The organism is Hyphomonas sp., assembly GCF_965284475.1.
Classification (GTDB): domain Bacteria; phylum Pseudomonadota; class Alphaproteobacteria; order Caulobacterales; family Hyphomonadaceae; genus Hyphomonas.
Genome location: NZ_OZ260087.1, coordinates 2,989,101 through 3,012,687, shown reverse-complemented (window position 1 = coordinate 3,012,687; position 23,587 = coordinate 2,989,101). Strand labels below are relative to the sequence as shown.

The following is a 23,587-nucleotide window of genomic DNA, read 5'->3' as shown; positions in this document are numbered from 1 at the left end:
GTCCTTGGCTGCCTATACAGACCTCCTTGCCAGCATCACGCGTGATGCCGGGAATGCCGCGTCCGTGGTCATTCCCGACGCCTGGATGCAGGGCCGCACCACCTATGGCGGCCTGACGGCGGCGCTGTGCCTGGAGGCCGCCATGCCGCTCGCGCCCGGCATGCCGATCCGTTCGGCACAGGTCGCCTTCGTGGGGCCGGTCGGCGGGCCGGTGACATGCACGCCGACCCTGCTGAGACAGGGCAAGAACACCGTGTTCGTGTCCGTGCGCATGGCCGGCACAGAGGGCGTGGCGGCAGAAGCGATTTTCGCGTTCGGCGTCGCGCGGCCTTCGGCGCTGAGCTTCGCCAACCTCCCCGCACCGGACGTCACTGCACCGGACGAGACGCCAAGCTACTTCGGGGACAATCCGAACCGCCCCAATTTCACACGCAATTTCAACATGCGCATGGCGGCAGGCACGCGGCCGATCTCGGGATCGGACACGGGCGACGTGTCGATCTGGATGCGCCATGTCGACCCGGCAGCGCCCACCGACGCCGTCGCACTGCTGGCCATCGCCGACGCGCCACCCCCGGCGGCCATGTCAATGTTCACCGCACCGGCCCGTATCAGTTCGATGACCTGGATGGCCGAATTCCTTACCGACGACATCACGACGCAAGACGGCTGGTTTCTCGCGCGTCACGTCGCCGAGACGGCACGCGACGGCTATTCCAGCCAGGCCATGACCCTGTGGAACAGCGCCGGCGACCCGATGATGATCGGCCGCCAGACGATTGCAATTTTCGGCTAGCTAAACGGCAAACAGACCAAGGCCAGAGAAGGCTGCAAACAGTGCGGCGTAGTCTTCCGGTTGACGCGCATATTGCAACCGTTGGGGCGACATCTCCGTCCAGCTTTGAGCGCTGGTCGTCCAGATATCACCGACGGGAATGATCCAGCTCGTATCATCCAAAGTACCGCTCCGCACGCTCAGCACGCCGCGTGTCGGTGCCTGACCATGCGCGATACGGTTGCCGCAATCACCACAGAACAGGCCAAACCGAACGGACCCGACATCCGACGCCCATTCAAGCCTTTCCGGATCACCCTGCGTGATCTGGAAACTGTCCTCCATCACAGCCATCGGTGTGCTGAACGCACTGCCCGAGATCTTCTGGCAATTGGTACAATGGCAGTTGTAGATCATCAGAGGCGCACGCGATATCCGGTAGCGGATCGCCCCGCACTGGCATGATCCGGTAAGCGGTAATGATGGCATTGCCTGATCCTCACGGTCCTGATCTCTCAGGATATCGTGAACGCTGAACGAGTCAATTATTATTTAGACCGCCGGACCGTTCTAGTGGACGAGCGCAGCTTTCAGGCTTTCAAGATAAGCGTAATGTGCCTGCAGGGCGTCCTTCGCCGTGTCGTCCTTGTCGAGCGCCTGGATCTTCAGAAGCGTCGCGTCGAGTTCCGCCTGGACCTCTTCCACTTTTACGCCTTCAAGACTGCGGGCTTCCTCGGCGAGGATCGTCAGGCCGTCAGGCGTCACATCGGCAAAGCCGCCGCGAACGAAGATGCGCATCTTCACCGTGTCGCCTTCGAGCACACGCACGACGCCATTCTTCAGCGTCGTCATGAACGGCGCGTGGTTTGCCAGCACACCGAATTCACCATCGGTGCCCGGCGCGATCACATGATCGACCTCGCCAGAGAAAAGCTCTCTGGCGGGCGAAACGAGTGAGAAGTGCAGTTTGTCGGCCATAAGGCTGATCCTGTATCTTAAGCGGCGTCTGCCATCATCTTGGCGGCTTTGGCTTTCGCCTCGTCGATATTGCCGACCATGTAGAAGGCCTGCTCCGGCAGGTGATCAAACTCGCCGGCGATCAGGCCTGTGAAGCCCTTGATCGTGTCTTCAAGCTTCACCTGGACGCCTGGCGAACCGGTGAAGATTTCAGCCACGTCGAATGGCTGCGACAGGAAGCGTTCCACCTTGCGGGCACGGGCCACGGCCAGTTTGTCTTCTTCCGACAGCTCGTCCATGCCGAGAATGGCGATGATGTCCTGCAGTTCCTTGTACTTCTGAAGGATTTCCTGCACGCCGCGCGCGATGTTGTAGTGGTCTTCACCAACGATGCGCGGATCAAGGATACGGCTCGTGGAATCGAGCGGGTCCACAGCAGGGTAGATGCCCTTCTCGGCGATGGCCCGGTTGAGAACCGTGGTTGCGTCAAGGTGGGCAAACGAGGTGGCTGGCGCAGGGTCGGTCAGGTCATCTGCCGGGACGTACACGGCCTGAACCGAAGTGATCGAACCCTTGTTGGTCGACGTGATGCGCTCCTGCAGCTGGCCCATGTCGGTGGCCAGTGTCGGCTGGTAGCCCACAGCCGAAGGAATACGGCCGAGCAGGGCCGACACTTCGGCGCCAGCTTGCGTGAAGCGGAAGATGTTGTCGACGAAGAACAAAACGTCCTTGCCTTCTTCATCGCGGAAATATTCGGCCTGTGCGAGGCCGGTCAGGGCGACGCGGGCACGCGCGCCCGGAGGCTCGTTCATCTGGCCGTAGACCAGCGCGATGCGGCTTTCGCCTTCCAGGTTGATAACCTTGGATTCGATCATCTCGTGGTAAAGGTCGTTGCCTTCACGCGTCCGCTCACCGACGCCGGCAAACACAGAATAACCGCCGAACAGTTTCGCGATATTGTTGATCAGTTCCATGATCAGAACGGTCTTGCCCACGCCGGCACCGCCGAACAGGCCGATCTTGCCGCCCTTCACATAGGGGCAGAGCAGGTCGATCACCTTGATACCGGTCACGAGCACTTCGGACTCGGTCGACTGGTCGGTGAAGGCGGGCGCATCCGCGTGGATCGAACGGCGCATATCCGTGTCGATCGGGCCGCGCTCGTCGATCGGCTCGCCGATGACGTTCATGATGCGGCCAAGCGTGGCCGGGCCAACCGGCACGTTGATCGAACGGCCAAGGTCCGTCACCGGATTGCCGCGAACCAGGCCTTCCGTGGAGTCCATGGCGATCGTGCGGACCGTGTTCTCGCCGAGGTGCTGGGCGACTTCGAGGACGAGGCGGTTGCCATTATTGTCGGTCTCGAGTGCGTTGAGAATGCTCGGAAGTTCGCCGTCGAATTCGACGTCGACCACGGCGCCGATGACCTGTGATACGCGGCCTTTTGCGTTTGCGGGAGTGCTCATGCGGGTCGTCTCCTTTGGAGCGGATGTCGTTCTGGGTGTTGAAACGGGGGCAGCTGCAGCCGCAACCGGCGCGGCAGCAGGTGAAGAGGAAGTCCTGGCACTTGCAGGCTTGCAAACGCCACAGGCGCGGGTGTCCTTCTGGCCGAGCGCCTGGGCGGCTGCGTCAGCTTCAGGGAACGTCGCGAAGGGGCCGTGCCACTTGTCGTCGTCATTGGTGGCGTCGCCACCCACGCCAGCGCCATTATTGCAATAGCGGCAGTCGGACGCGTGGATACGTGCCCGCTTGCTGCCAAAGTTTTCGTAGATCCAGAAGCTCATCGGTTTTCCTACAATGCCTCTGCACCGGAGATGATCTCGATCAGCTCCTTGGTGATCTGTGCCTGGCGGGCACGGTTATATTGCAGCGACAGGGAGTCGATCATGTCGCCTGCATTGCGCGTTGCGTTGTCCATCGCCGTCATGCGGCTCGCCTGCTCGCCAGCGGCGCTTTCCAGCATGGCCGACAGGATCTGCGTGTTGATGTAGCGCGGCAGCAGCGTTTCGAGGATCTCCGTCTCGGACGGCTCATAACGATAGATCGCCCCTTTCAGGTCGACCGTCTCGGCATCGGCTGGCGCCGCGGCCGGGATGATCTGCTGCGCGGTCGGCACCTGCGACAGCACGTTCTTGAATTGCGAATATATCAGCGTTGCCACGTCAAACTCGCCGTCCTCGAACCGCTTGGTCAGCGCCTGGCCGAGGCCGATGGCAGAATCGGTGAAGTTGCCGCCCTTGACGTCACCGAGATCGACATGCGCGATGAACATGTCGCCATATTCACGCGACAATTGCTCACGGCCCTTCTTGCCGACGGTCATGATCTTGACCGTCTTGCCTTCGGCCCGCAGCTCGCCAATCTTCACCTTGGCCAGTTTCGCGATGTAGGAGTTGAAACCGCCCGCCAGCCCGCGCTCCGCGGTCATGACGACAATCAGGTGCGTCTTGTCGCTGCCAGTGCCTGCGAGCAGACGTGGCCCGCCTGCACCTGCCGATGATGACAGGTTCGCCAGCACGGATGCCATGCGCGAGGCATAGGGCCGCGAGGCCTGAGCGGCTTCCTGGGCGCGCTTCAGCTTCGCTGCGGCCACCATTTGCATGGCCTTCGTGATCTTCCGCGTGGATTTCACGCTGGCGATCCGGTTCTTGAGGTCCTTCAAGCTGGGCATGTCAGGCCTTCTGGTTATTCAAACTATGCGTCAGGACGGGCGGGATCAGGCGAATTTCGACGTGAAGTCTTCGAGGGCCGCTTTCAGCGCCTCCTCGGTCTTTTCAGACAGGGCCTTCTCCTCACGGATCGTCTTGAGCAGGTCTTTCTTGGCACCACGCATATGGGCCAGGAGTTCCTTTTCGTAACGGGTCACTTCGCTGACAGCGACTTTGTCGATATAGCCACGCGTACCCGCGTAGATGACAACAACCTGTTCTTCCATCAGCAGCGGCGAGTATTGCGGCTGTTTCAGCAGTTCGGTCAGGCGGGCACCGCGGTTCAGCAGGCGCTGCGTGGCGGCGTCGAGGTCGGAACCGAACTTCGCAAAGGCGGCCATCTCGCGGTACTGGGCGAGTTCACCCTTCATCGAGCCGGCAACCTTCTTCATCGCTTTCGTCTGGGCGGCAGAACCCACACGCGACACCGAGAGGCCGACGTTCACGGCCGGGCGGATACCCTGGTAGAACAGGTCGGTTTCAAGAAAGATCTGGCCGTCAGTGATCGAAATCACGTTGGTCGGGATATAGGCCGACACGTCATTGGCCTGCGTTTCGATGATCGGCAGCGCGGTCAGCGACCCTGCGCCGGCGGCATCACCCATCTTGGCGGCGCGCTCAAGCAGGCGCGAGTGAAGATAGAACACGTCACCAGGATAGGCTTCACGGCCCGGAGGACGGCGCAGCAGCAGCGACATCTGGCGATACGCAACAGCCTGCTTGGAAAGGTCATCATAAATGATCAGGGCGTGCATGCCATTGTCACGGAACCACTCACCCATGGTACAACCGGTGAACGGTGCGAGGTACTGGAGCGGAGCCGGTTCGGACGCTGTCGCAGACACAACGATCGTATAGTCCAGCGCGCCGCGCTCTTCGAGCGTCTTGACCACCTGGGCAACCGTCGAACGTTTCTGGCCGATGGCCACATAGACGCAGAACAGCTTGTCCTTGTCGGACTTGGCCGCGTCATTCGTCGGCTTCTGGTTCAGGATCGTGTCGATGCAGACAGCGGTTTTTCCGGTCTGGCGGTCACCAATGACAAGCTCGCGCTGGCCGCGGCCAACCGGGATCATGGCATCGATGGCCTTGATGCCTGTCATCATGGGCTCGTGCACGCCTTTGCGCGGGATGATGCCCGGCGCTTTCACGTCCACGCGCTCACGCGACGCCACATCCTTCAGCGGGCCCTTGCCGTCGATCGGCTCGCCCAGAGGATCGACAACGCGGCCCAGCAGGCCCATGCCGACCGGCGCGGACACGATCTCGCCCGAACGCTTGACGGTGTCGCCTTCCTTGATCGAGCTGTCGCTGCCGAAGATCACGACGCCGACATTGTCGCTTTCCAGGTTCAGGGCCATGCCCTTGATGCCGCCATCGAACTCGACGAGTTCGCCAGCCTGCACGCTGTCGAGGCCATAGATGCGGGCAATACCGTCACCCACTGAAAGCACCTGGCCGACATCTGAGACTTCAGCGTCGACGCCAAAGTTTTCGATCTGGGACTTCAGGATGCCCGAAATTTCTGCTGCGCTGATATCCATCGAGCTGACTATGCTCCCTTCATGGCGGTGTTCATGCGATCAAGTTTGGCGGCAATGCTGGCATCGATGAGCTTGGACCCGATGCGCAGCTGGATGCCGCCGATGAGCGAGGCATCCACCTCGCTTGTAAGTTCAACCTCGCCGCCAACGGCCTTGGCGAGGATCGATTCGATACGGGCGCGCTCGGCGCCTGTCATGTCTTTTGCTGTGCGCACGACGGCCCGCTGGACGCCGCGCTGTTTCGCATAAAGCGCGTCAAAGGCGCCCTGGGCCGGAACAATCTCGTTCGAACGGCCATTCTTTGCCATTACGCCGACGAAATTCGCGATCATCGTGCCAAGCTCCGATGCCTTCATCACGTCCGCCAGCGCGCGCACTTTCTCGTCACGCGAGAAGGCAGGCGAATCGAGCAGGATGGTGAGGTCTTTGGACTCTTTCGCCATTTCGACGAATGCCTTGAAATCACTGTGGACCTCGGCCAGCTGACCCTTGTCCTGGGCCAGCTCGAACAAGGCCAGCGCATAGCGCCGGGCAGCTTCAGTCGCATGTGTACGTGTCGATGCAGCCAAGGGTCCAGGATCCGTTGCTTGTCGGGGCGGGTAAGGCCCGGAATTATATTAAAGAGACAGCGTGCCCGACACGCGCGCCCCATTGATCAGTGCGCCGCTTAGCACCAGAAAATCAGCCTGACAACATGGCCGCAGCGCCAATTTCTGCGGCGGAATGGCACGTAAGTCGAAGATGTGACCCTACATGAACGAGTAAGGGTCAATATCCACTGACACGCGAACGGGTCGCGGGAGCTTCAGCCGGGCCATCCAGGCCGCCATATAGGCGGAAAGATCAACGTTTCTCGGGCTTTTGACGAGGAATCGCCGCCGGTGGCGTCCGCGCAGCACGGTAATCGGCGCCGGAGCCGGCCCGAACAGCTCTATTCCCGCACCATTTGGTGCTGCCAGCGCGATATCGCGCGCCGCCTCGTCCACCATCTCCGCGCTGGGGGCCGAAAGGATCAGCGCCGCCAGCCGCCCGAATGGCGGCAGGCCAAGCTCGGCGCGCACATCCCGCTCGATCTGCAGGAACCCGTCCCGGTCCCCATCGGCCAGCGCCAGCATGGCCGGATTGTCCGGCGCATAGGTCTGCACCAGCGCCCGTCCCGGCCGTTCGGCGCGCCCGGCCCGGCCCGCTACCTGGCTCAGCAGCTGATAGGTCCGCTCCCCGGCCCTCAGGTCGCCGCCCTTCATGCCCGAATCGGCGTCCACCACGCCGACCAGAGTCAGGTTCGGGAAATTATGCCCCTTGGCGACGATCTGCGTCCCGATCAGCACATCGATATCGCCCGTCTCCATCCGCTCGATAATGCCGCGCGTCGCATCCCCGCCCATCGCCGTGTCCGACGAGAATATCTCGATGCGCGCCTCTGGCATCAGAACGCGAACCTCTTCGGCGACCCGCTCCACGCCCGGACCAACCCCCATCAGCGAATCCTTCGCCCCGCAGGCCGGGCAGACGCCGGGCTTCGGAATCGAATAACCCGTCACATGGCAGACCAGCCGCCCGCTATAGCGGTGCTCGGTCAGCCAGTTCTCGGTGCCCGGCGTCTTCAGCCGCTCGCCACACGCCTTGCAGATCACCAGCGGCGCATAGCCCCGCCGGTTGAGGAATAGCAGGCTCTGCTCGCCTGCCGCCAGTGTCTCCTGCAAGGCATGGGTCAGGTGCGGCGACAGCCAGTGATTCTTCTCTGGCGGCGCCCTGCGCAGGTCTATCAGTTCAACATCCGGCAGGCGCGCCGCGCCCGGCCGCGCCGCCAGCATCAGCCGCGTATAGCGCCCGGCCTCGGCATTCACCATTGTCTCCAGCGCCGGGGTCGCCGAGGCCAGCACAACCCCTGCCCCCTCCAGCTTCGCCCGCATCACTGCCATGTCGCGCGCATGATAGGTGACGCCATCCTCCTGCTTGTAGCTGCCGTCATGTTCCTCATCGACGATAACAAGCTTCAGGTTCGCATAGGGCAGGAACAGCGCCGAGCGCGCGCCGATCACGATCCGCGCCCGGCCATGCGCCGCCTCGCGCCATGTCCGGCGGCGTTCCTTGTCGGCCAGGCCCGAATGCCACGGCGCCGGCGCCGCCCCGAACCGCGCCTCGAACCGTGAGAGAATCGCCTGCGTCAGCGCAATCTCCGGCAGCAGCACCAGTATCTGCGCCTCCGGGTCCGTGCGCAGAGCTTCCGCAATCGCCTCGAAATACACTTCCGTCTTGCCAGACCCCGTCACACCATCCAGCAGGAAGGCGGCAAAGCCGCCCCCCCGCATCGCCGCCTTCAGCGCCTCGGCGGCTTCCACCTGCTCGCCGGTCAGGTTCGCGCCCGGAAGGTCCGGCTGCGGCAAAGCAAATGGCAGGTCAGCCGCCATCTCCTCGGCCCGCAGCGCCCCCGCACTCACCAGCCCTTTCACCACACCGCTCGACACCCCTGCCGCCGCCGCGAGCGCCGCCGCATTCGCCGCGCCGACCTCTTCGGCTGCATCCAGCACGCGCCGCCGCGTATCAGTCAGTTTCTTCGGTTCCTCACCCGTCAGGTGATACACAGTCTCCGTAGGCGAGGGCGACAGCCCCCCGCGTGCGCGCAGTGTCATACCCAGCACATGGCCGGGATGCGACACGGTATATTTCGCTGCCCACAGGATGAACTCGCGCATCGCCGCAGGCATTGGCGGCGTCGGATAGACTGACAGGACCGGCTTCAGCTCCCGCCCCGCCGCCGCCGCGTCATCAAGTATCTCCCACACCACACCCAGCCGCTCGGTCTGTCCCAACGGCGCTGTGACATATGATCCGACGCTTACCTCCATCCCCTCCGGCACCGCGTAATCAAACGGCTCAGGCAGCGGCAAGACAAAGAGAATCCGGGCAACAGGCATGGCGCACGGCTTAGCGCCGATAGCACCGCCCGTCATCCCGTCTGGTCAGGCTCAATGCCAACCCGGCCCGCAGCCAGTTGGTGCAATCTAGCGAAACGTCAGTCCATCAAACGCGCCTGACTCCCGCCATGCGGCGATATGCTTGAAATACGCGCCCGCACCGCCCGGATGGCCAACTGCATACTTGTTGGTCTCGGTCAGGCCCTTGCCTTCATTGTTGTAGTAGCCGGGGGTACAGTCTGGCGAACCGATCATCATGCCTGCGCCGCTGAGGATCAGCCCGACCCAGGCATCTTCGGCCTCTTTGGTGACGTCCACCTGCGCGTGACCCGCCGCCTCTGAATGGGAGACAATCGCCGCAATTGTCTTGGCATGATCAACAATATTGTGCGGCACGTTGGAAATCAGGTTCGCTGCCTGGCTGGGCTGGACGATAAATGCATTCGGAAAGCCGTGAACCTGGATGCCGTGCTGGGTGCGCATGCCATTTGCCCAGTACTCGGACAATTTCTGGCCATCGCGCCCCGTCATGTCAAAGCCCGCACGCGCGGTATAATCCGACCCGACTTCGAAGCCCGACGCGTAGATGATGCAATCTACTTCGTATTGTTTGCCATTCACCACCACGCCGGTTTCGGTGATGCGCTCGACACCCTTGCCGTCAGTGTCGACAAGTTGCGTGCCCGGCTCATTGAAGGCCTGCAAGTAGGCATCATGGAAACAAGGCCGCTTGCAAAGCTGCCGATACCACGCCTTCAAATTTTCCGCCGTCTCGCCGTCATCGACGATGGAATCGACGCGGTTGCGGATTTCTTCCATCTTTTCGAAGTCGGCATCCTCAAATGCCATCATCATGTTCTCCGGCGTCCAATCCGACGGCGGCAGCGACATGACCTTCTCGCGGATCCGGCGGGAGATTTCCGTCCAGCCGTCCATTACGAGGTCGACTTGCGGCATTCCCTGAGACTGGTTTTCGACGAAATTGTCGAACCAGCGCTGCTGCCACCCCGGCTCGGCAATGCTCTTGAACCAGTCCGGATCAATCGGTCCATTGTTGCGCGCGTCCACAGAAGACGGCGTGCGCTGGAACACGAGCAATTGCTTCGCTGACTTGGCCAGATGCGGTACGCACTGAACAGACGTCGCCCCCGTGCCAATCAATGCGACACGCTTGTCGGCAAGGTTTGCCAACGGTGCGCCCAGTGGGTCGCCGCCCGTATAATCATAGTCCCAGCGGCTGGTATGAAACGACTTGCCCTTGAAGGTTTCGATGCCGGCAATGCCCGGCAACTTGGCGACATGCAGCGGCCCCGTGCCCATGCCGATATATTTCGCCGTGAAGGCGTCGCCCCGCGAGGTTCTGACCACCCAGCGGCTATTGGCATCATCCCATTCCAGATCCGTGACTTCCGTCTGAAAAAGCGCATTATCGTAAAGCCCGAACTGATTGGCGATACGCTGGCAATGTTCGCGAATTTCGGGCGCGTGGGCATACTTCTCAGATGGCATATGCCCGGTCTCTTCGAGCAGAGGCATATAGATCATCGACGCCGTATCGCACTGCGCGCCGGGATAGCGATTCCAGTACCAGGTCCCGCCAAAGTCACCGCCCTTTTCGATGACGCGGAAATCATCGATTCCCGCCTGCTTCAGCTGAGCCCCGACAACGAGGCCAGCGAAACCACCGCCGATAAAGGCAAAGGTCACGTGATCTGTGACGGGAGCACGATCCACCCATGGCGAATGGGGATCCTGAGCGAGGTCTTCAAACTCGACCAGTCGCTTGTACTGCGCGTTTCCCTCCGGTCTCAGCCGCTTGTCACGTTCAGCCTTGTACTTTTTCTGGATTGCATCCTTGTCCAGTGCGGTCGTGCTCATATCGTTTTTCCGTTATCATTCGACCCAGTCGGCCATGCCATGCATGACTTGATGACAACATTGCCCGTGCGGAAGCCAAGCAAAGGTTAGCTCCGCCATGTTTCGTCACAAGCAACTCAAAGTGCCTGAGTGTCGCATTCCCGGCACCCGAGCCTCGTGCCTGAGGGCGTCAGTCTGCCCCAGCAGTGAAGTGCAGCCGCGTTTCGTGGCGGATAAATGCCATTGATCGCAACGCAGAAATTTATGGCCAGCGATGGGTTGAGCATCGAATATGCCTGGCTCCCCCGGTCGCGCTTGTCGGGATCGGCGGTGACGCCGCCACTCCTGTTCCGGCGGCGTTGGGTGCATGCAATTCGTGGGTCACGAATTCGCCTTCAGACGAACCCGCTGCGTCCCGCCCGGGCCGCCTGGAACAGCGCCTGCAACTCTACCGCAGCCTCGACCAGCGGCGACTCGTCGCCCGATACCCGGCATTGGATCAGCGCACCCTCCAGTGCCGATATCGAGAACCGGGCCAGCGTTGCGGCACGATCCGGCGCGATTCCGCTATCATGCGCTACACGCGCAATCGTCTCTACCCATGAGCCAAACGCCGCGCGCCCGGCGACATGAATCGCCTCGTGCTGCGGTACCGTTTCCAGCAGGGTCGTCGTGATGGGACAGCCATCGCGAAAACCCGATTGCGCCATCCAGCCGGCCATAAGTGTCAGGTACTGCGCCACCAACTCACCCGGGTCGGTCACTCGCGTCGCTAGTTCATCCAGCGTTCCCGCCACTTTCGCGCCAGCTACGGTCACCGCCTCAGCCCCGATCTCCGACTTGCCGCCCGGAAAGTAATGATAGAGCGACCCCTTTGGTGCGCCACTTTCCGACAGGATTTCGGCAAGCCCCGTCGCGGCATAGCCCTGCCGGCGAAACAGTTTCACGGCGCTCGCAAGAATGGCCTCACGGTGTTTGCGGGGAGCGGGCATGCAGGCAACCTCAAGATTATTATATAGACCGGTCTACATCTTTAGCCTATACGTTCTCTCGTTAACAGACAATGAGGTTCGACGATGAATCAGGACATTCCCGAAGGCTTTTCGCCCCACTTCCGCAAGAGCGGAATGACCGATCCGTGGGAGCCGCTCTATTCCCGCAACACGGGCGACGCCATCTTCTTGGGACTGCGTGCCGGACCGGCCCACGCCAATTCACGTGGCTTCGTCCACGGCGCGCTGATCACCGCCCTTGCCGACAATGCCATGGGGCTGAGCTGCGGCCTGAAGCTTGAGGGCGCGACCGGCCTCGTCACCGTCGGCGTCGCGGTCGACTTCATTGCCACGGCCCGGCTCGGCCAATGGCTCGAGATACGCCCTGTCGTCCTGAAATCAGGACGCAACCTCTGCTTCTGCGCCGCCACCGTACATGCAGACGACACGCTCTGCGCCCGCGCCAACGCCACCTTCCGCGCCCTCATGTCAGAAAAGTCCCCTGCATCATGACCACCACTGACCTTCTCACCACACTCCGCGACATCAATGATCGTGCCGCTTTCAATCGCTGGGCAGGCTTCACAGTCTCGCACGCTGCTCCCGGCGAAGCAGATCTCACCCTCGTATGGCGCGACGATCTCGGCCAATATGCCGGATTCCTGCATGCAGGCCTCGCCGGCGCGCTGATCGATACAGCTTGCGGCTTCGCGGCAGTGACGCTCTCGGGTGCCGTGCTCGCGTCCACCTTCACCGTCAACTGCCTCGCCCCGGCCATGGGCGAGCGATTCATCTCCCGCGGACGTGTCATTCGGGCCGGCCGAAAACAGGTCTTTACCTCCGCCGACCTATTCGCCGTGAAGCAAGGCAAGGAAAAGCTCGTGGCCACCGGAACAGCCATTCTCGTTCCCTCAGCTGCCTGAACCAGGGCCGCTCGGCCCTCACCACTCTGCATCCCTGGGCTAAAACCGGCAGGTAGACGCCGACATATCGAGTAAAAAATAGACGATCATGTCGTCCGGAGTGGTGAAGGTTGAGTCTGCAAGTTGGGAATACTTAGGCTGAAACCCGAACCCAATCAGACTAGTTCGCCGGGCACCGCGACGTGTTTCCGGCTACGGGCCCACCCTTGCCCCAGCGATATGCCTTGTCAGCCATTCCCCTGCCCCCTACCCCTTTTAGCATGGCAAAAGACATTTCCACCGGCTACGAGCCGCTCACATCGATCGAGGCGGTCACCTCCGGGCTCGCAGACGTCGGCTATATTTCCACACGCGAGATTTCGACCTCGGTTTTTCTCGCCCATGGCCTGCGCAAGCCGATCCTGATTGAAGGCCCCGCCGGTGTCGGCAAGACAGATCTCGCCCAGTCACTTGGCCGCTGGCTCGACCTGCCGATCCTGCGCCTGCAATGCTATGAAGGCCTCGACGAGGGCAAGGCGCTGTATGAATGGAAATACGGCAAGCAACTGCTCTACACGCAGATCCTGAAGGAAAAGCTGAACGAACTGATCGGCTCGGCGGACAACCTGACCCAATCGCTGGGAAAGCTCGCCTCTTTCGAGGACCTGTTCTTCTCAGAGCAATTCCTCGAATCCCGCCCCCTGCTGACCGCGATGCAGCAGCCGGCCGGATCGATCCTGCTGATCGACGAGATCGACAAGTCGGACGAGGAATTCGAGGCTTTCCTGCTCGAAGTCCTGTCCGACTACCAGGTCACGGTTCCGGAAATCGGCACGATCCGCGCCAATGTCCCGCCCATCGTGATCCTGACATCGAACAATGTCCGCGAACTCGGCGACGCGCTGAAGCGCCGGTGCCTCCATCTCCATATCGGCTTCCCTGATGCGGCCCGTGAACGCCTGATCGTCCAGGCTCGCGTACCGGACGTGTCCGAAATCCTGCTGAAGCAATTGGTCAGCTTCGTTCAGGGCGTGCGCGAGGCCGACGTCAAGAAACGCCCTTCCATCTCTGAAACTGTCGACTGGGCCCGCACGCTTCTCCTGATGCACACGACCGCCCTCGACGAGACATTTGTGCGCACCACGCTCAATGTCCTGCTCAAGCACGAGAGCGATATCGCGGCGGTGTCCAAGGAAATCCCCCGGCTCGTCCGCGAAGCCACCGGACCCGACAAGGCCGGGCGCACCTCTTCCGGCTACCCCGAACTCGGATAGCTGCAGATGGAGCGCACGCTCACCAATTTCATCCGGGCACTGCGGTCTTCCGATGTACGCGTCTCGACCGGCGAGGCGCTCGATGCGACGCGCGCCGTCGCCCTGATCGGCTATGGGGATCGCTCCCTCCTCAGGGACTCTCTCGGCTGCGTGCTGGCCAAGTCGGCCGAGGAAAAGGATACCCACGACCGCCTCTTCGATCTTTACTTCTCGCATTCAGACCAGCGCACCGACACGGCCGCCAGCCCGTCGGACAGCGACGCTGAAAGTGACGCGCCCCAATCGGCACCGGAAGACCTTGTCGGCCTGCTCCAGTCGGGCGACGAGAGCGCCATCACTACAGCGCTCGAACGCGCCGCTGAGGCGGCCGGCATCGAAAACATCCGGTTTTCCACGCAGGTTGCCTATTACGCCCAGCAGATCATCAGGCAGATGGGCGGGGAAGGCCTGCAACAGCGCCTGCTTGAAGCCCTCCAGGGCCGGGAACCGGAGGACGAGGCCGACGCCCAGGAGCTGATCGACATCCGCCGCGACCTCACCATGCGGGCCCGCGAACGCGCCGAACGGGCCTTCGACGTTTTCGGTGCCGGAGAGACCCAGCGATTCCGGGATGATTTTGCTGCCGAGAAACGCCTGAACGCGCTTGATCGCTATGACATGGAGCGCATGAAGGGCCTGATCGCCAAGATCGCCAAGCGCCTCGCCGTGAAGCATTCCCGCCGTCGGCGCAAACGCAATCGCGGCCAGCTTGATGTACGTCGCACCATGCGGGCCAATGCCGGTCTCGAAGGCGTGCCGTTCAATGTCATCTGGCGCCAGAAGAAGAAAGACCGTCCGAAGATCGTCGCCATCTGCGACGTTTCAGGCTCTGTGGCGCAATATGTCCGCTTCCTCCTGCTCCTGCTTTACTCGCTGGCCGACGCGGTACCGGACATTCACGCCTTTGCCTTTTCGCACCGACTCAAACCTGTCGATGACATCCTTGCCGACAATGAATTCGAAGCGGCCATGGCAAAGATCATCCGGGAACTCGGCATGGGCTCGACCGACTATGGCCAGGCCTGGTCTGACCTGAAGGTCGAGCATGAAAGCATCATCGACCGGCGCACGACCGTCATCGTCCTCGGCGATGGCCGATCCAATTATGGTGACCCGCGCGCCGACCTGTTCCGCGACTTTGCCCAGCGCGCCAAAAGCATGATCTGGCTCAATCCTGAAGGCCGCGCGCTCTGGGGAACCGGCGACAGCGCCATTCCGCGCTACCTGCCTTACTGCACGCAGATGAGCCATGTCGCGACTTTGAAGGACCTTGAACGCGCCGTCGACGAAGTCCTCAGCGCATACGGCTAGAGGCCGCCCAGCACGTTGATCTGTACAAAGGCCGCCATGTTAATGGCAACGGTCATCCAGAACAGATACCGGAATGTGCCCTTGCGCGTTTTGTGTCGAAAAAGCTCCTGCGCCAGGATCGCGCCCGGCCAGCCTCCGACCAGTCCCAGCAAGAGCAGGACCGTTTCGGAAATGCGCCAGCTCTTCTGGATCGCGGCGTTCTTGTCGATCCAGTACCCGATGACTGAACCCATGCTCGCCACACCGTAGACGATCCACCAGTTGACGGAGACAGTCGTAACCTGAGACACGGCCAGAACGATGCCCAGGAACGCGGCGATGACGAGGAAGGGCGGAACGTGCCTGACAGCCCAGAAGCGCGGCCGCTTAGGTGGTGCGACAGGCGCGATGATCGGTACCGCATTCTGCGCCTGCACCCGTCCGCGCGCATCCGTCACCACGTCAAACGTGTAGGCCTGTCCGATGTCCAGCCGCTTGTCCTCCTTGGGAAGACTCTTGATGTGAAGGAACACGTTCGGGCCACCATCATCGGGTGCAATGAAGCCATATCCCCTGTCGGGAAACCACTCGACCAGCTGACCTTCACGTCGAGTCATCAATTTCTTTTCCCTGTTGCACCGCAGCAGCCAGCGCGGCGCTCAAAAAGCGATCAATATCCCCATCAAGTACACCCTGGGTGTCTGATGTTTCAACCTCTGTACGCAGGTCCTTCACCATCTGATAGGGCTGCAGGACATAGGACCGGATCTGATGGCCAAACCCGATTGCGCTCTTTGCAGCATTTGCCACATCAGCAGCGTCGCGGCGCTTCTGCAGTTCCAGTTCGTACAGTTTCGACCGCAGCATGCGCCAGGCCTGGTCGCGGTTCTGGTGTTGCGACCGGGAGACCTGGCACGCAACGACGATCCCGCTTGGCGCGTGAGTCAGGCGTACGGCACTGTCCGTCTTGTTGATGTGCTGTCCACCGGCACCCGAGGCGCGATAGGTATCGGTACGCACATCGGACGGATTGATCTCGATCTCGATATTGTCATCGATTACGGGCGAAACGCTGACCGAGGCAAAGCTCGTATGGCGCCGCGCCGAACTGTCGAACGGCGAAATCCGCACTAGCCGGTGAACGCCCTGTTCCGATTTCAGCCAGCCATAGGCGTTCTCACCCTTGATCTGGATCGTGGCTGACTTGATGCCGGCCTCTTCACCTTCACGCTCGTCGAGTTCCTCGACCTGCATGCCATGCGCATCAGCCCAGCGCATATACATGCGCCGCAGGATGTTGGCCCAGTCCTGGCTCTCCGTACCGCCTTCGCCCGCATTGATCTGGACGAATGCGTCATTGGCATCCACTTCACCTGACAATAGCGCAGCGAGTTCAGCCTTTTCGGCACGCTCAGCCGCCCTGGAAAGGGTTCGCTCGATATCCTCGATCATCGACGCATCGCCATCGGCGAGTTCCAGCAATTCTTCCGCGTCGGCGGCTTCCTGCTGCAGCAATTCAACCGTGGCAATTCCGTCTGCGAGGCGCTGGCGTTCCCGCATCATCGATTGCGCAATCTGTGGATCATCCCAGAAGTCGGGACGCTCGGACAGGCTGGTCAGCTCATCAAGGCGTTTTGTGGCTGTATCCCAGTCAAAGACGCCTCCGTAGCAGTTCGGAGGACTGGCGGATCTGATCGATCAGGGACTTGATTTCAGCGGACATGACAAAGGGCCTCTTCGGGCGGGTTTACGCAAACGGGACGACAGGGGCCGGGATAGCCGAGCCCTGACAGTCCGTCAAAATTCCAGTTCAGAAAATTCCGTCGAGACCATCATCGGCTGGCGCTTCCGGCGGATTCGGAGACGGGTTGCCTTCCGGCACAGGCTGCTCTCCGGTGCGCGGGTCGAACGAACCGAACGTGCCGGATCCCGAGCCGGAATTCCCGCACGCGCCGGAAATCGACAGGCAGTCATCCGTTCCGGCGAACGCCGACATACCGGGTTCGGTGCCCGGGCGGAAAGCCTCGTCGATAATGACAGAAGTGCCAGGGCCGGGCAGTTCGCCCGAGCGCGCGTCGATCTTCACGAGGCGAACACCAGGAGGAATACGGAACGGAATGGCCGGTGTGCCCTCAAGCGCTTTTTCCATGAAGTCCGTAAAGATGGGCGCGGCAACAGAGCCGCCCGCTTCACCTTCGCCCAGCGACCGGTTGTCATCAAACCCGACACGCACACCAACCACGATATCCGGTGAAAAGCCCATGAACACGGCGTCGCGATAGTCATCGGTCGTGCCGGTCTTGCCGGCGAGCGGCTTGCCAACGCGAAGGGCCCGCCGGCCGGTGCCGCGCTCGACCACACCTTCCAGCATATGCGTCACCTGATAGGCGATGATCGGGTCAAGCACCTGATCGCGACCGTCCGGCAATTCTGGCGGCCCCTGGCCATCCCACTCTTCGACTTCACACCCGGTGCATTCGCGTTGGTCGTGCCGGAAAAGCGTTCGCCCGTGACGGTCCTGCACACGGTCAAGCAGGGTCGGCGTGACAATCTTCCCGCCATTCACGAAGGCTGCGTATCCCCGCGCGACATCGATCAGATACGCGTCGCCCGCGCCCAGCGACATAGCTGCATAGGGCGGCAGGTCAGTATAGACGCCGAGGCGTTCGGACAGTTCGGAAACTGCCTCCATGCCAATGTCCTGCGCGACACGAGCTGTCACCTGGTTGAGGGATTTCTCCAGCGCAATGCGCAGGGTGACCATCCCGTAGGAGCGGCCTTCGGTATAGTTTGCCGGTCGCCAGTAGTCGCCCGTCGACACGTCGAACGAGACGAACGGCGCATCCAGCATACGTGTGGCAGGCGTGTAGCCCTTCTCAAGCGCGGCCGCATAAACGAAGGGCTTGAAGCTGGAACCCGGCTGGCGCTTGGACTGCGTTACCCGATTGTAGCTGCTTTTGAAGAAGGAATAACCGCCCTGCATGGCCAGGATGCGGCCCGTGTGCGGGTCCAGCGCGATCAGCGATCCATCGACCTCAGGAACCTGGCGCAGCGTGGCATTGCCGACCGGAAGGAACATGGACTGCGCCACCGGCCTGGCGATCGGATTGCCTTCTTCGTCGAGCTCCTGCTGTTCAGGATCAGGCGCGCCGGTTTCATTTGCATTCAGGACCTGGCGTTTGAGTTCAGCCAGGACTACATGACCGACCTGAAGGCCCGGCTTGCCGCCTTCGGGCTTGTAGGTCTGGGCCCACTCCAGCTCTTCGGCCGGCAGCTTGATCCTGGCGCCATCGATCAATAACAGTTCAGCAGATTTCGAACTGACCGACGTAACCAGCGCGGCTTCCCATGTGCCATAGCCTCCGGGAAGCTCCACGGCATTCAGCGCCTCAAGCATGCCGTCGCCCACTGGCAATTTGGTGATCGGCCCGCGATACCCGTGACGCCGGTCATAGGCGACGAGTCCGTTCTGAAGCGCCTGTTGCGCGGCCAGCTGCATACGTGTGTCAATGGTCGAGCGGATGGACAGGCCGCTCCGGCCCAGCGTTTCCTCGCCATAGGTCTTGGTCAGATCGCGGCGCAGTTCCTGCACAAAATAAGTCGCCGCAGCATATTCCGGCCCGCGCAGGCGTTTCGTCGTCGTCAGCGGCATCGCCTTGGCTTCATCGGCTTGCTCACGCGTGATGTAGCCGTCTTCCACCATGCGCCCGAGCACATAATTGCGGCGCGCGAGCAGCCTGTCCGGATTGGTGTAGGGATTCACCGCCGAAGGCGCCTTGGCGAGTGAGGCCAGCACGGCAGCTTCGGACACGTTCAGTTCCGGCAGCGACTTGTTGAAATAGTTGAGCGCGGCAGAGCCGACGCCATAGGACCGGCCGCCAAGGTAGATCTCGTTGAGATAAAGCTCGAGGATCTCGCCCTTGGTGAATTCCTTCTCCATCCGCTGCGCGACGATCGCTTCCTTCGCCTTGCGTTTCAGGTTCTGGTCGCGCGTCAGCAGCATGTTCTTGGCAACCTGCTGCGTAATGGTCGAACCGCCCTGAAGACCGCCTGACCCGGTCACCTTGTTCTTGGCTGAATTCACCGCGCCGCGCGTGATTCCGACATAGTCGAGCCCTTCATGCGTGAAGAAATTCTTGTCCTCGGCGGCCACGAACGCGTCGATGACGTGCTTGGGAATGGATTCGTAGGGCACGAAGACGCGATGCTCATCGGCAAATTCCGCAATCAGCGTCCCGTCGCCGGCATGCACACGCGACGTAATCGGCGGTTCATACTGCTTGAGTTTGGAAATGCTCGGCACGTCGCGGCCCAGGGCCGCGAAATACAGCCAGATCGCAATCAGGCCGATAACGCCAAGAACAAAGCCGGCAATGAAAGTCCACTTTGCAACCGGCCAAACCCAGGTCGGAATGCGGGGTTTCTCGTAGGCATCGGCCATGTGGGTGTCCTGTTACAAGGGCCAGCGATCCCTGGCAGCAGACGGCGGAATCGCATGCGTTTCCGGCGATAGTAAGGCGCACCGGCGGCGCGTTAAAGGGGCCAGTGTCAGATGTCCTGCCGATCGACTTCGCCGTCATTTATCGAAACATCCGGCAGCGGCCGCTTCTCGGGTGCCGGCGCAGTCAGGCCCTCAGCCAGTTTGGCTTCCAGTTTCCGCCGCTCTTCGGCCGGAGGCCGGTTATCGAGGGCATATTGCCAGGCTTCGCGCGCCTCATCCTTGCGGTCCAGATACCAGTAGATATCACCGAGATGGCTCTCGATTTCCCAGTGCCGGTGGGGTTTCAGTTCATTCCGCGACATCTCGATCATGCGCAAGGCACCCTTCAGGTCACCCATCTTGAACAGGGCCCAGCCAAAGGAATCCGAAATATAAGGGTCGTGCTGGGCCAGCGCCTTGGCCCGGGCCAGTACACGATACCCCTCTTCGTATTTGTCCGTGTGGATAATCAGGAAATAGCCCAGTGAATTCAGCGTGTAGGGATCGTTGGGACGCGCCAGCCGCTCTGTGCGCAGCAGGATGATTGCGTCATTGACCCGGCCTGCCTTGCCCCAGGCATCAGCCAGCGCCAGACGGCGGTCATGTGTATCGTCCAGCTCGCGCGCCTTTTCGGCATTCTCGGCGGCGTTCGCATAATTGCCAAACTGGCCGTAGATCTCGGCGGCGAGGCCATGGGCTGCCGCCCGTTCGGCAGGGCTTTCGGCCGCCGCCAGCAGCGCATCGAGCAGCTCACCCGCCTCTGCTTCATCATTCAGCAGTGTGCGCAACTGCAGCGCGCCATACAGGGTCTGCAACCGGTTGTCGGCATCAGACAGCTCCAGCGCCTTGTCGATCGCATTGCGCGCCGCAGCCTCCTGCCCGGCCATCAGGTAGGCCTGACCAGCCGCAATCTCCAGCGACGCAGTTGGCTTGGGCCCGGTCAGGGCCACATGCGCAGCCGAATCATAAAGGGCATTCTCGTAGAAATCATCGACGATCGACGTGCGCAAACCATCATCTTCGGGATGGATCAGTAGCGCGACCTGGTCGAACGCCGAGCGCTGGTCGTCAAAACCGTCAGGACGGCTGCCCATCATGATCTGCCGGATGATCCTCTGTTCCTGCAGGGCGCGCGACACATCTGCCAGAGACTGGGCAAAAGCCGCCCGGACTGTCAGCGATTCATTGTGCAGGTTCTTGCCGGTTTCCAGACTTTCCAGCGCGGCGGCATAGCTGATTGCTTCTTCGGGCTCGGCATCTGCCAGACGCTGGTAGACGGCCTTTGCCTCGTCAATCCGGTCCAGCTTCTGCAGCAACAGCGCATGCCGGGAAATGACCGTCTTGATATGAGAATATAGCAGGCCGCGCGGATCGAACTGGTGTTCCGGGGCCTCGATCTGTGTCGGCGTAAGGGATTCATAGACAGCCAGCGCCTGTTCCGGGCGGCCCAGAGCCTCCAGCATGGCCGCCAGCGACAGGTCACCCGTCAATCCGGGCATGCCGGACGAAGCACCGCGGTGGCGCTCAAGCGCCGCGTCGGCCTGCCCGTCCATGGCGAGGAACCAGGCGTCGAGATAGGCATAAAATTGCGACTGGCTGCCCGTCTCGTCAGCAGTATCGTCGCCCGCATCGTGAATGTTCAGGATTGCGCGTGCGCCTGTCGTATCGTTCGCCGCCGCCCGGTCGATTGCGAGGAAGGCATTGAACAGGGGATTGGAGTCGCGGTCTTCCAGTGCGAGGCCGCGAGTCATGATCAGGAACGCCGCCATATCCCCGGCCTTGATCGCATCAATCGGTGCCGGATAGGCCGAAATGCCTACCGGCGTGCCGTCGGCACCCATGACGGCTGTCGACCGCGCCGCATCTGACAGCTCGGCATCGGCATAGATCGATGCTGACACGTCTGCGACCTGTCCGGAGGCGAGTGAGGCGCATCCGGCGAGTGCGAGTGTAATGGTTAGGGCAGAGGCGGCTAAGACAGGCTTGAGGCGCATGGGCGTCAGGGTTCTCCGTTTCGCAATTGCGAAGAATGAAGCAGCCCCATGAGGCAAGAACAAGGCCCCGAATGGTAAAAGCGCGGACAGGTTGCCCTGCCCGCGCCAATGTCACGCAGTCGTGCGGTCGTACCTACATGTTCGGATAGGCTGGGCCGCCACCACCTTCGGGCACGGTCCAGTTGATGTTCTGGTTCGGATCCTTGATGTCGCACGTTTTGCAGTGAATGCAGTTCTGCGCGTTGATCTGGAACTTGAGGTCGGCGCCCTCCCCGATCCACTCATACACGCCTGCCGGGCAATACCGGGCCGACGGGCCGGCATAGACATCATGCTCGGAGGATTTCTGCAGCGCCATGTCCTTCACGATAAGGTGGCAGGGCTGGTCCTCGCCATGGAACGTATTGGTGAAGGACACATTTGTCAGCTTGTCGAAGCTGAGCACGCCATCCGGTTTCGGATAAGCAATCGGCTTGAACTTCGCTGCTGGCTTGAGTGATGCCGCATCCGTCTTGCCGTGCTTCAGCGTCGGCAGGAACCCGAAGCCGACCAGCGAGCGCATCCACATGTCCGGCACGCCGATCATGGCGCCCATCATCGTGCCGAAGCGCGACATTAGCGGCTTCATGTTGCGCACCGTCGACAGGTCCTTCTGCACCCAGCTGGAATGCATGGCCGCGTCATACTCGCTCATCTCGTCACCGGAACGGCCGGCCTTGATCGCCTCAAACGCTGCTTCGGCGCCCAGCATGCCGGTCTTCATGGCATTGTGCGTGCCCTTGATGCGCGGCAGGTTCACAAACCCTGCGCAGCAGCCAATCAGCGCACCACCCGGGAAGCTTAGCTTCGGAATGGACTGCAGGCCGCCGGACGTGATGGCCCGCGCGCCATAGGCCACGCGCTTGCCGCCTTCCAGGTAGCGCCGGATGTCGGGGTGGTGCTTGTAACGCTGGAATTCCTCATAAGGCGCGAGATATGGGTTCTTGTAGTTCAGGTGAACCACATAGCCGACAGAAACGAAGGGCTCGCCATTGTCACGGAAGTGATACAGGAATCCCCCGCCATTGCCGTCCTTGTCCTGGACAGGCCAGCCAAACGAGTGCTGCACCAGGCCATCCACAAAAATCTCTTCCGGCACCGACCAGACTTCCTTCAGGCCAATTCCGAACTTTTGCGGGTCGCTGTCGGCCTGCAGGTCGAACTTGCTCATCAGTTGCTTGGTGAGCGAGCCGCGTGCGCCTTCCGCAAACAGCACATATTTGCCGAGCAATTCCATGCCGGGCTCGAAATCGGGCTTCTTCTGGCCATCAGCGCCGATGCCCATGACCCCGGCAACAACGCCGCGCACTTCGCCCTTCTCGCCGTAAACGACTTCGGATGCGGCAAAGCCGGGATAAATCTCGACGCCGAGTGCTTCTGCTTCGCGGCCAAGCCAGCGGCAGACATTTGCCAGCGAGCCAGCGTAGCAACCATGATTGCTCATCAGCGGCGGGAAAGGCAGCCAGCCAAGCTCGGCCGATCCGTTCTCGCCCAGCAGCTTGTAGCGGTCGATCTTGACTTCGGTCTTCAGCGGGCAATCGCTATTGGCGCGCCAATCGGGCAGCAATTCGTCCAGCGCCTTCGGGTCAAGCACGATACCTGAAAGGATGTGCGCGCCAACTTCACCGCCTTTTTCCAGCACGACGACAGACAGGTCTTCGCCGGCCGCATTCGCCGCCTGTTTGAACCGGATCGCTGCTGAAAGCCCGGCCGGGCCGCCGCCAACAATAACCAGATCATATTCCATCGACTCGCGCTGCGGGGCGTCATCAGCCATTGGTAACTCCTCATTGTGGCGTGTAGGATACCGCCTTACGT

General features: G+C 61.5%; 19 protein-coding genes. 5 read left to right on the top strand and 14 right to left on the bottom strand.

What is annotated here, in order from left to right; translation table 11 throughout:
- Positions 1–4 precede the first annotated feature (4 nt).
- Positions 5–796 (top strand): thioesterase family protein, encoded by a 792-nt coding sequence (locus tag ACQ66M_RS14585; protein WP_430404739.1) that lies wholly within the window; start codon positions 5–7, stop codon positions 794–796.
- Here ACQ66M_RS14585 and ACQ66M_RS14580 read toward each other — a convergent pair whose 3' ends face one another.
- The 9 genes from ACQ66M_RS14580 to ACQ66M_RS14540 form a co-directional block, all read right to left on the bottom strand.
- The gene (locus tag ACQ66M_RS14580) at positions 797–1,264 is read right to left on the bottom strand and encodes a GFA family protein (RefSeq protein ID WP_430404737.1); all 468 of its coding nucleotides are present in this window, start codon (positions 1,262–1,264) and stop codon (positions 797–799) included.
- An 81-nt stretch (positions 1,265–1,345) separates the two neighbouring features.
- Positions 1,346–1,753: a F0F1 ATP synthase subunit epsilon gene (locus tag ACQ66M_RS14575; protein WP_430404735.1), complete on the bottom strand. Its 408-nt coding sequence runs from the start codon at positions 1,751–1,753 to the stop codon at positions 1,346–1,348.
- A gap of 17 nt (positions 1,754–1,770) precedes the next feature.
- A complete protein-coding gene (atpD, locus tag ACQ66M_RS14570; RefSeq protein ID WP_350172557.1) occupies positions 1,771–3,198 on the bottom strand; it encodes a F0F1 ATP synthase subunit beta in 1,428 nt (475 codons plus the stop codon).
- A gap of 326 nt (positions 3,199–3,524) precedes the next feature.
- Positions 3,525–4,403: a F0F1 ATP synthase subunit gamma gene (locus ACQ66M_RS14565; protein ID WP_350171584.1), complete on the bottom strand. Its 879-nt coding sequence runs from the start codon at positions 4,401–4,403 to the stop codon at positions 3,525–3,527.
- Between the two features lie 45 nt (positions 4,404–4,448).
- Positions 4,449–5,984 (bottom strand): F0F1 ATP synthase subunit alpha, encoded by a 1,536-nt coding sequence (gene atpA / locus ACQ66M_RS14560; protein WP_350171583.1) that lies wholly within the window; start codon positions 5,982–5,984, stop codon positions 4,449–4,451.
- Positions 5,985–5,992: 8 nt separating this feature from the next.
- Positions 5,993–6,553, bottom strand: a complete 561-nt coding sequence (gene atpH, locus ACQ66M_RS14555) for an ATP synthase F1 subunit delta (protein WP_430404733.1) — start codon at positions 6,551–6,553, stop codon at positions 5,993–5,995.
- A gap of 180 nt (positions 6,554–6,733) precedes the next feature.
- The gene (locus tag ACQ66M_RS14550; protein ID WP_430404731.1) at positions 6,734–8,938 is read right to left on the bottom strand and encodes a primosomal protein N'; all 2,205 of its coding nucleotides are present in this window, start codon (positions 8,936–8,938) and stop codon (positions 6,734–6,736) included.
- A gap of 51 nt (positions 8,939–8,989) precedes the next feature.
- Positions 8,990–10,780: a flavin-containing monooxygenase gene (locus tag ACQ66M_RS14545; protein ID WP_430404729.1), complete on the bottom strand. Its 1,791-nt coding sequence runs from the start codon at positions 10,778–10,780 to the stop codon at positions 8,990–8,992.
- Positions 10,781–11,154: 374 nt separating this feature from the next.
- Positions 11,155–11,751, bottom strand: a complete 597-nt coding sequence (locus ACQ66M_RS14540; protein ID WP_430404727.1) for a TetR/AcrR family transcriptional regulator — start codon at positions 11,749–11,751, stop codon at positions 11,155–11,157.
- Positions 11,752–11,835: 84 nt separating this feature from the next.
- On the opposite strand from ACQ66M_RS14540, the gene ACQ66M_RS14535 reads away from it, so the two are divergent.
- The 4 genes from ACQ66M_RS14535 (at position 11,836) to ACQ66M_RS14520 (ending at position 15,277) form a co-directional block, all read left to right on the top strand.
- On the top strand, positions 11,836–12,264 hold the full coding sequence (locus ACQ66M_RS14535; RefSeq protein WP_430404725.1) for a PaaI family thioesterase: 429 nt from the start codon (positions 11,836–11,838) through the stop codon (positions 12,262–12,264).
- On the top strand, positions 12,261–12,674 hold the full coding sequence (locus ACQ66M_RS14530) for a PaaI family thioesterase (protein ID WP_430404723.1): 414 nt from the start codon (positions 12,261–12,263) through the stop codon (positions 12,672–12,674). The genes ACQ66M_RS14535 and ACQ66M_RS14530 overlap by 4 nt, the downstream gene beginning before the upstream one ends.
- A gap of 260 nt (positions 12,675–12,934) precedes the next feature.
- Positions 12,935–13,927: an AAA family ATPase gene (locus ACQ66M_RS14525; protein WP_350171576.1), complete on the top strand. Its 993-nt coding sequence runs from the start codon at positions 12,935–12,937 to the stop codon at positions 13,925–13,927.
- Positions 13,928–13,933: 6 nt separating this feature from the next.
- Positions 13,934–15,277, top strand: coding sequence for a vWA domain-containing protein (locus ACQ66M_RS14520; RefSeq protein ID WP_430404721.1), 1,344 nt, complete (start codon positions 13,934–13,936; stop codon positions 15,275–15,277).
- On the opposite strand, the gene ACQ66M_RS14515 is transcribed toward ACQ66M_RS14520, so the two are convergent.
- The 5 genes from ACQ66M_RS14515 to ACQ66M_RS14495 form a co-directional block, all read right to left on the bottom strand.
- Complete coding sequence (locus ACQ66M_RS14515; RefSeq protein ID WP_350171574.1) at positions 15,274–15,873, bottom strand: DUF1294 domain-containing protein; 600 nt, start codon at positions 15,871–15,873, stop codon at positions 15,274–15,276. The genes ACQ66M_RS14520 and ACQ66M_RS14515 overlap by 4 nt on opposite strands.
- A protein-coding gene (gene prfB, locus ACQ66M_RS14510; RefSeq protein ID WP_430404719.1) for a peptide chain release factor 2 occupies positions 15,860–16,979 on the bottom strand; the annotation gives its coding sequence in 2 pieces (ribosomal slippage) (positions 15,860–16,909 and positions 16,911–16,979; 1,119 coding nt in all). Before prfB ends, ACQ66M_RS14515 begins: the two co-directional genes overlap by 14 nt.
- 87 nt (positions 16,980–17,066) lie before the next feature.
- Complete coding sequence (locus ACQ66M_RS14505) at positions 17,067–19,697, bottom strand: penicillin-binding protein 1A (protein ID WP_430404717.1); 2,631 nt, start codon at positions 19,695–19,697, stop codon at positions 17,067–17,069.
- A gap of 107 nt (positions 19,698–19,804) precedes the next feature.
- Positions 19,805–21,730, bottom strand: a complete 1,926-nt coding sequence (locus ACQ66M_RS14500; protein ID WP_430404715.1) for a hypothetical protein — start codon at positions 21,728–21,730, stop codon at positions 19,805–19,807.
- A gap of 133 nt (positions 21,731–21,863) precedes the next feature.
- The gene (locus ACQ66M_RS14495; protein WP_350171570.1) at positions 21,864–23,546 is read right to left on the bottom strand and encodes an electron transfer flavoprotein-ubiquinone oxidoreductase; all 1,683 of its coding nucleotides are present in this window, start codon (positions 23,544–23,546) and stop codon (positions 21,864–21,866) included.
- Between the last annotated feature and the right edge of the window lie 41 nt (positions 23,547–23,587).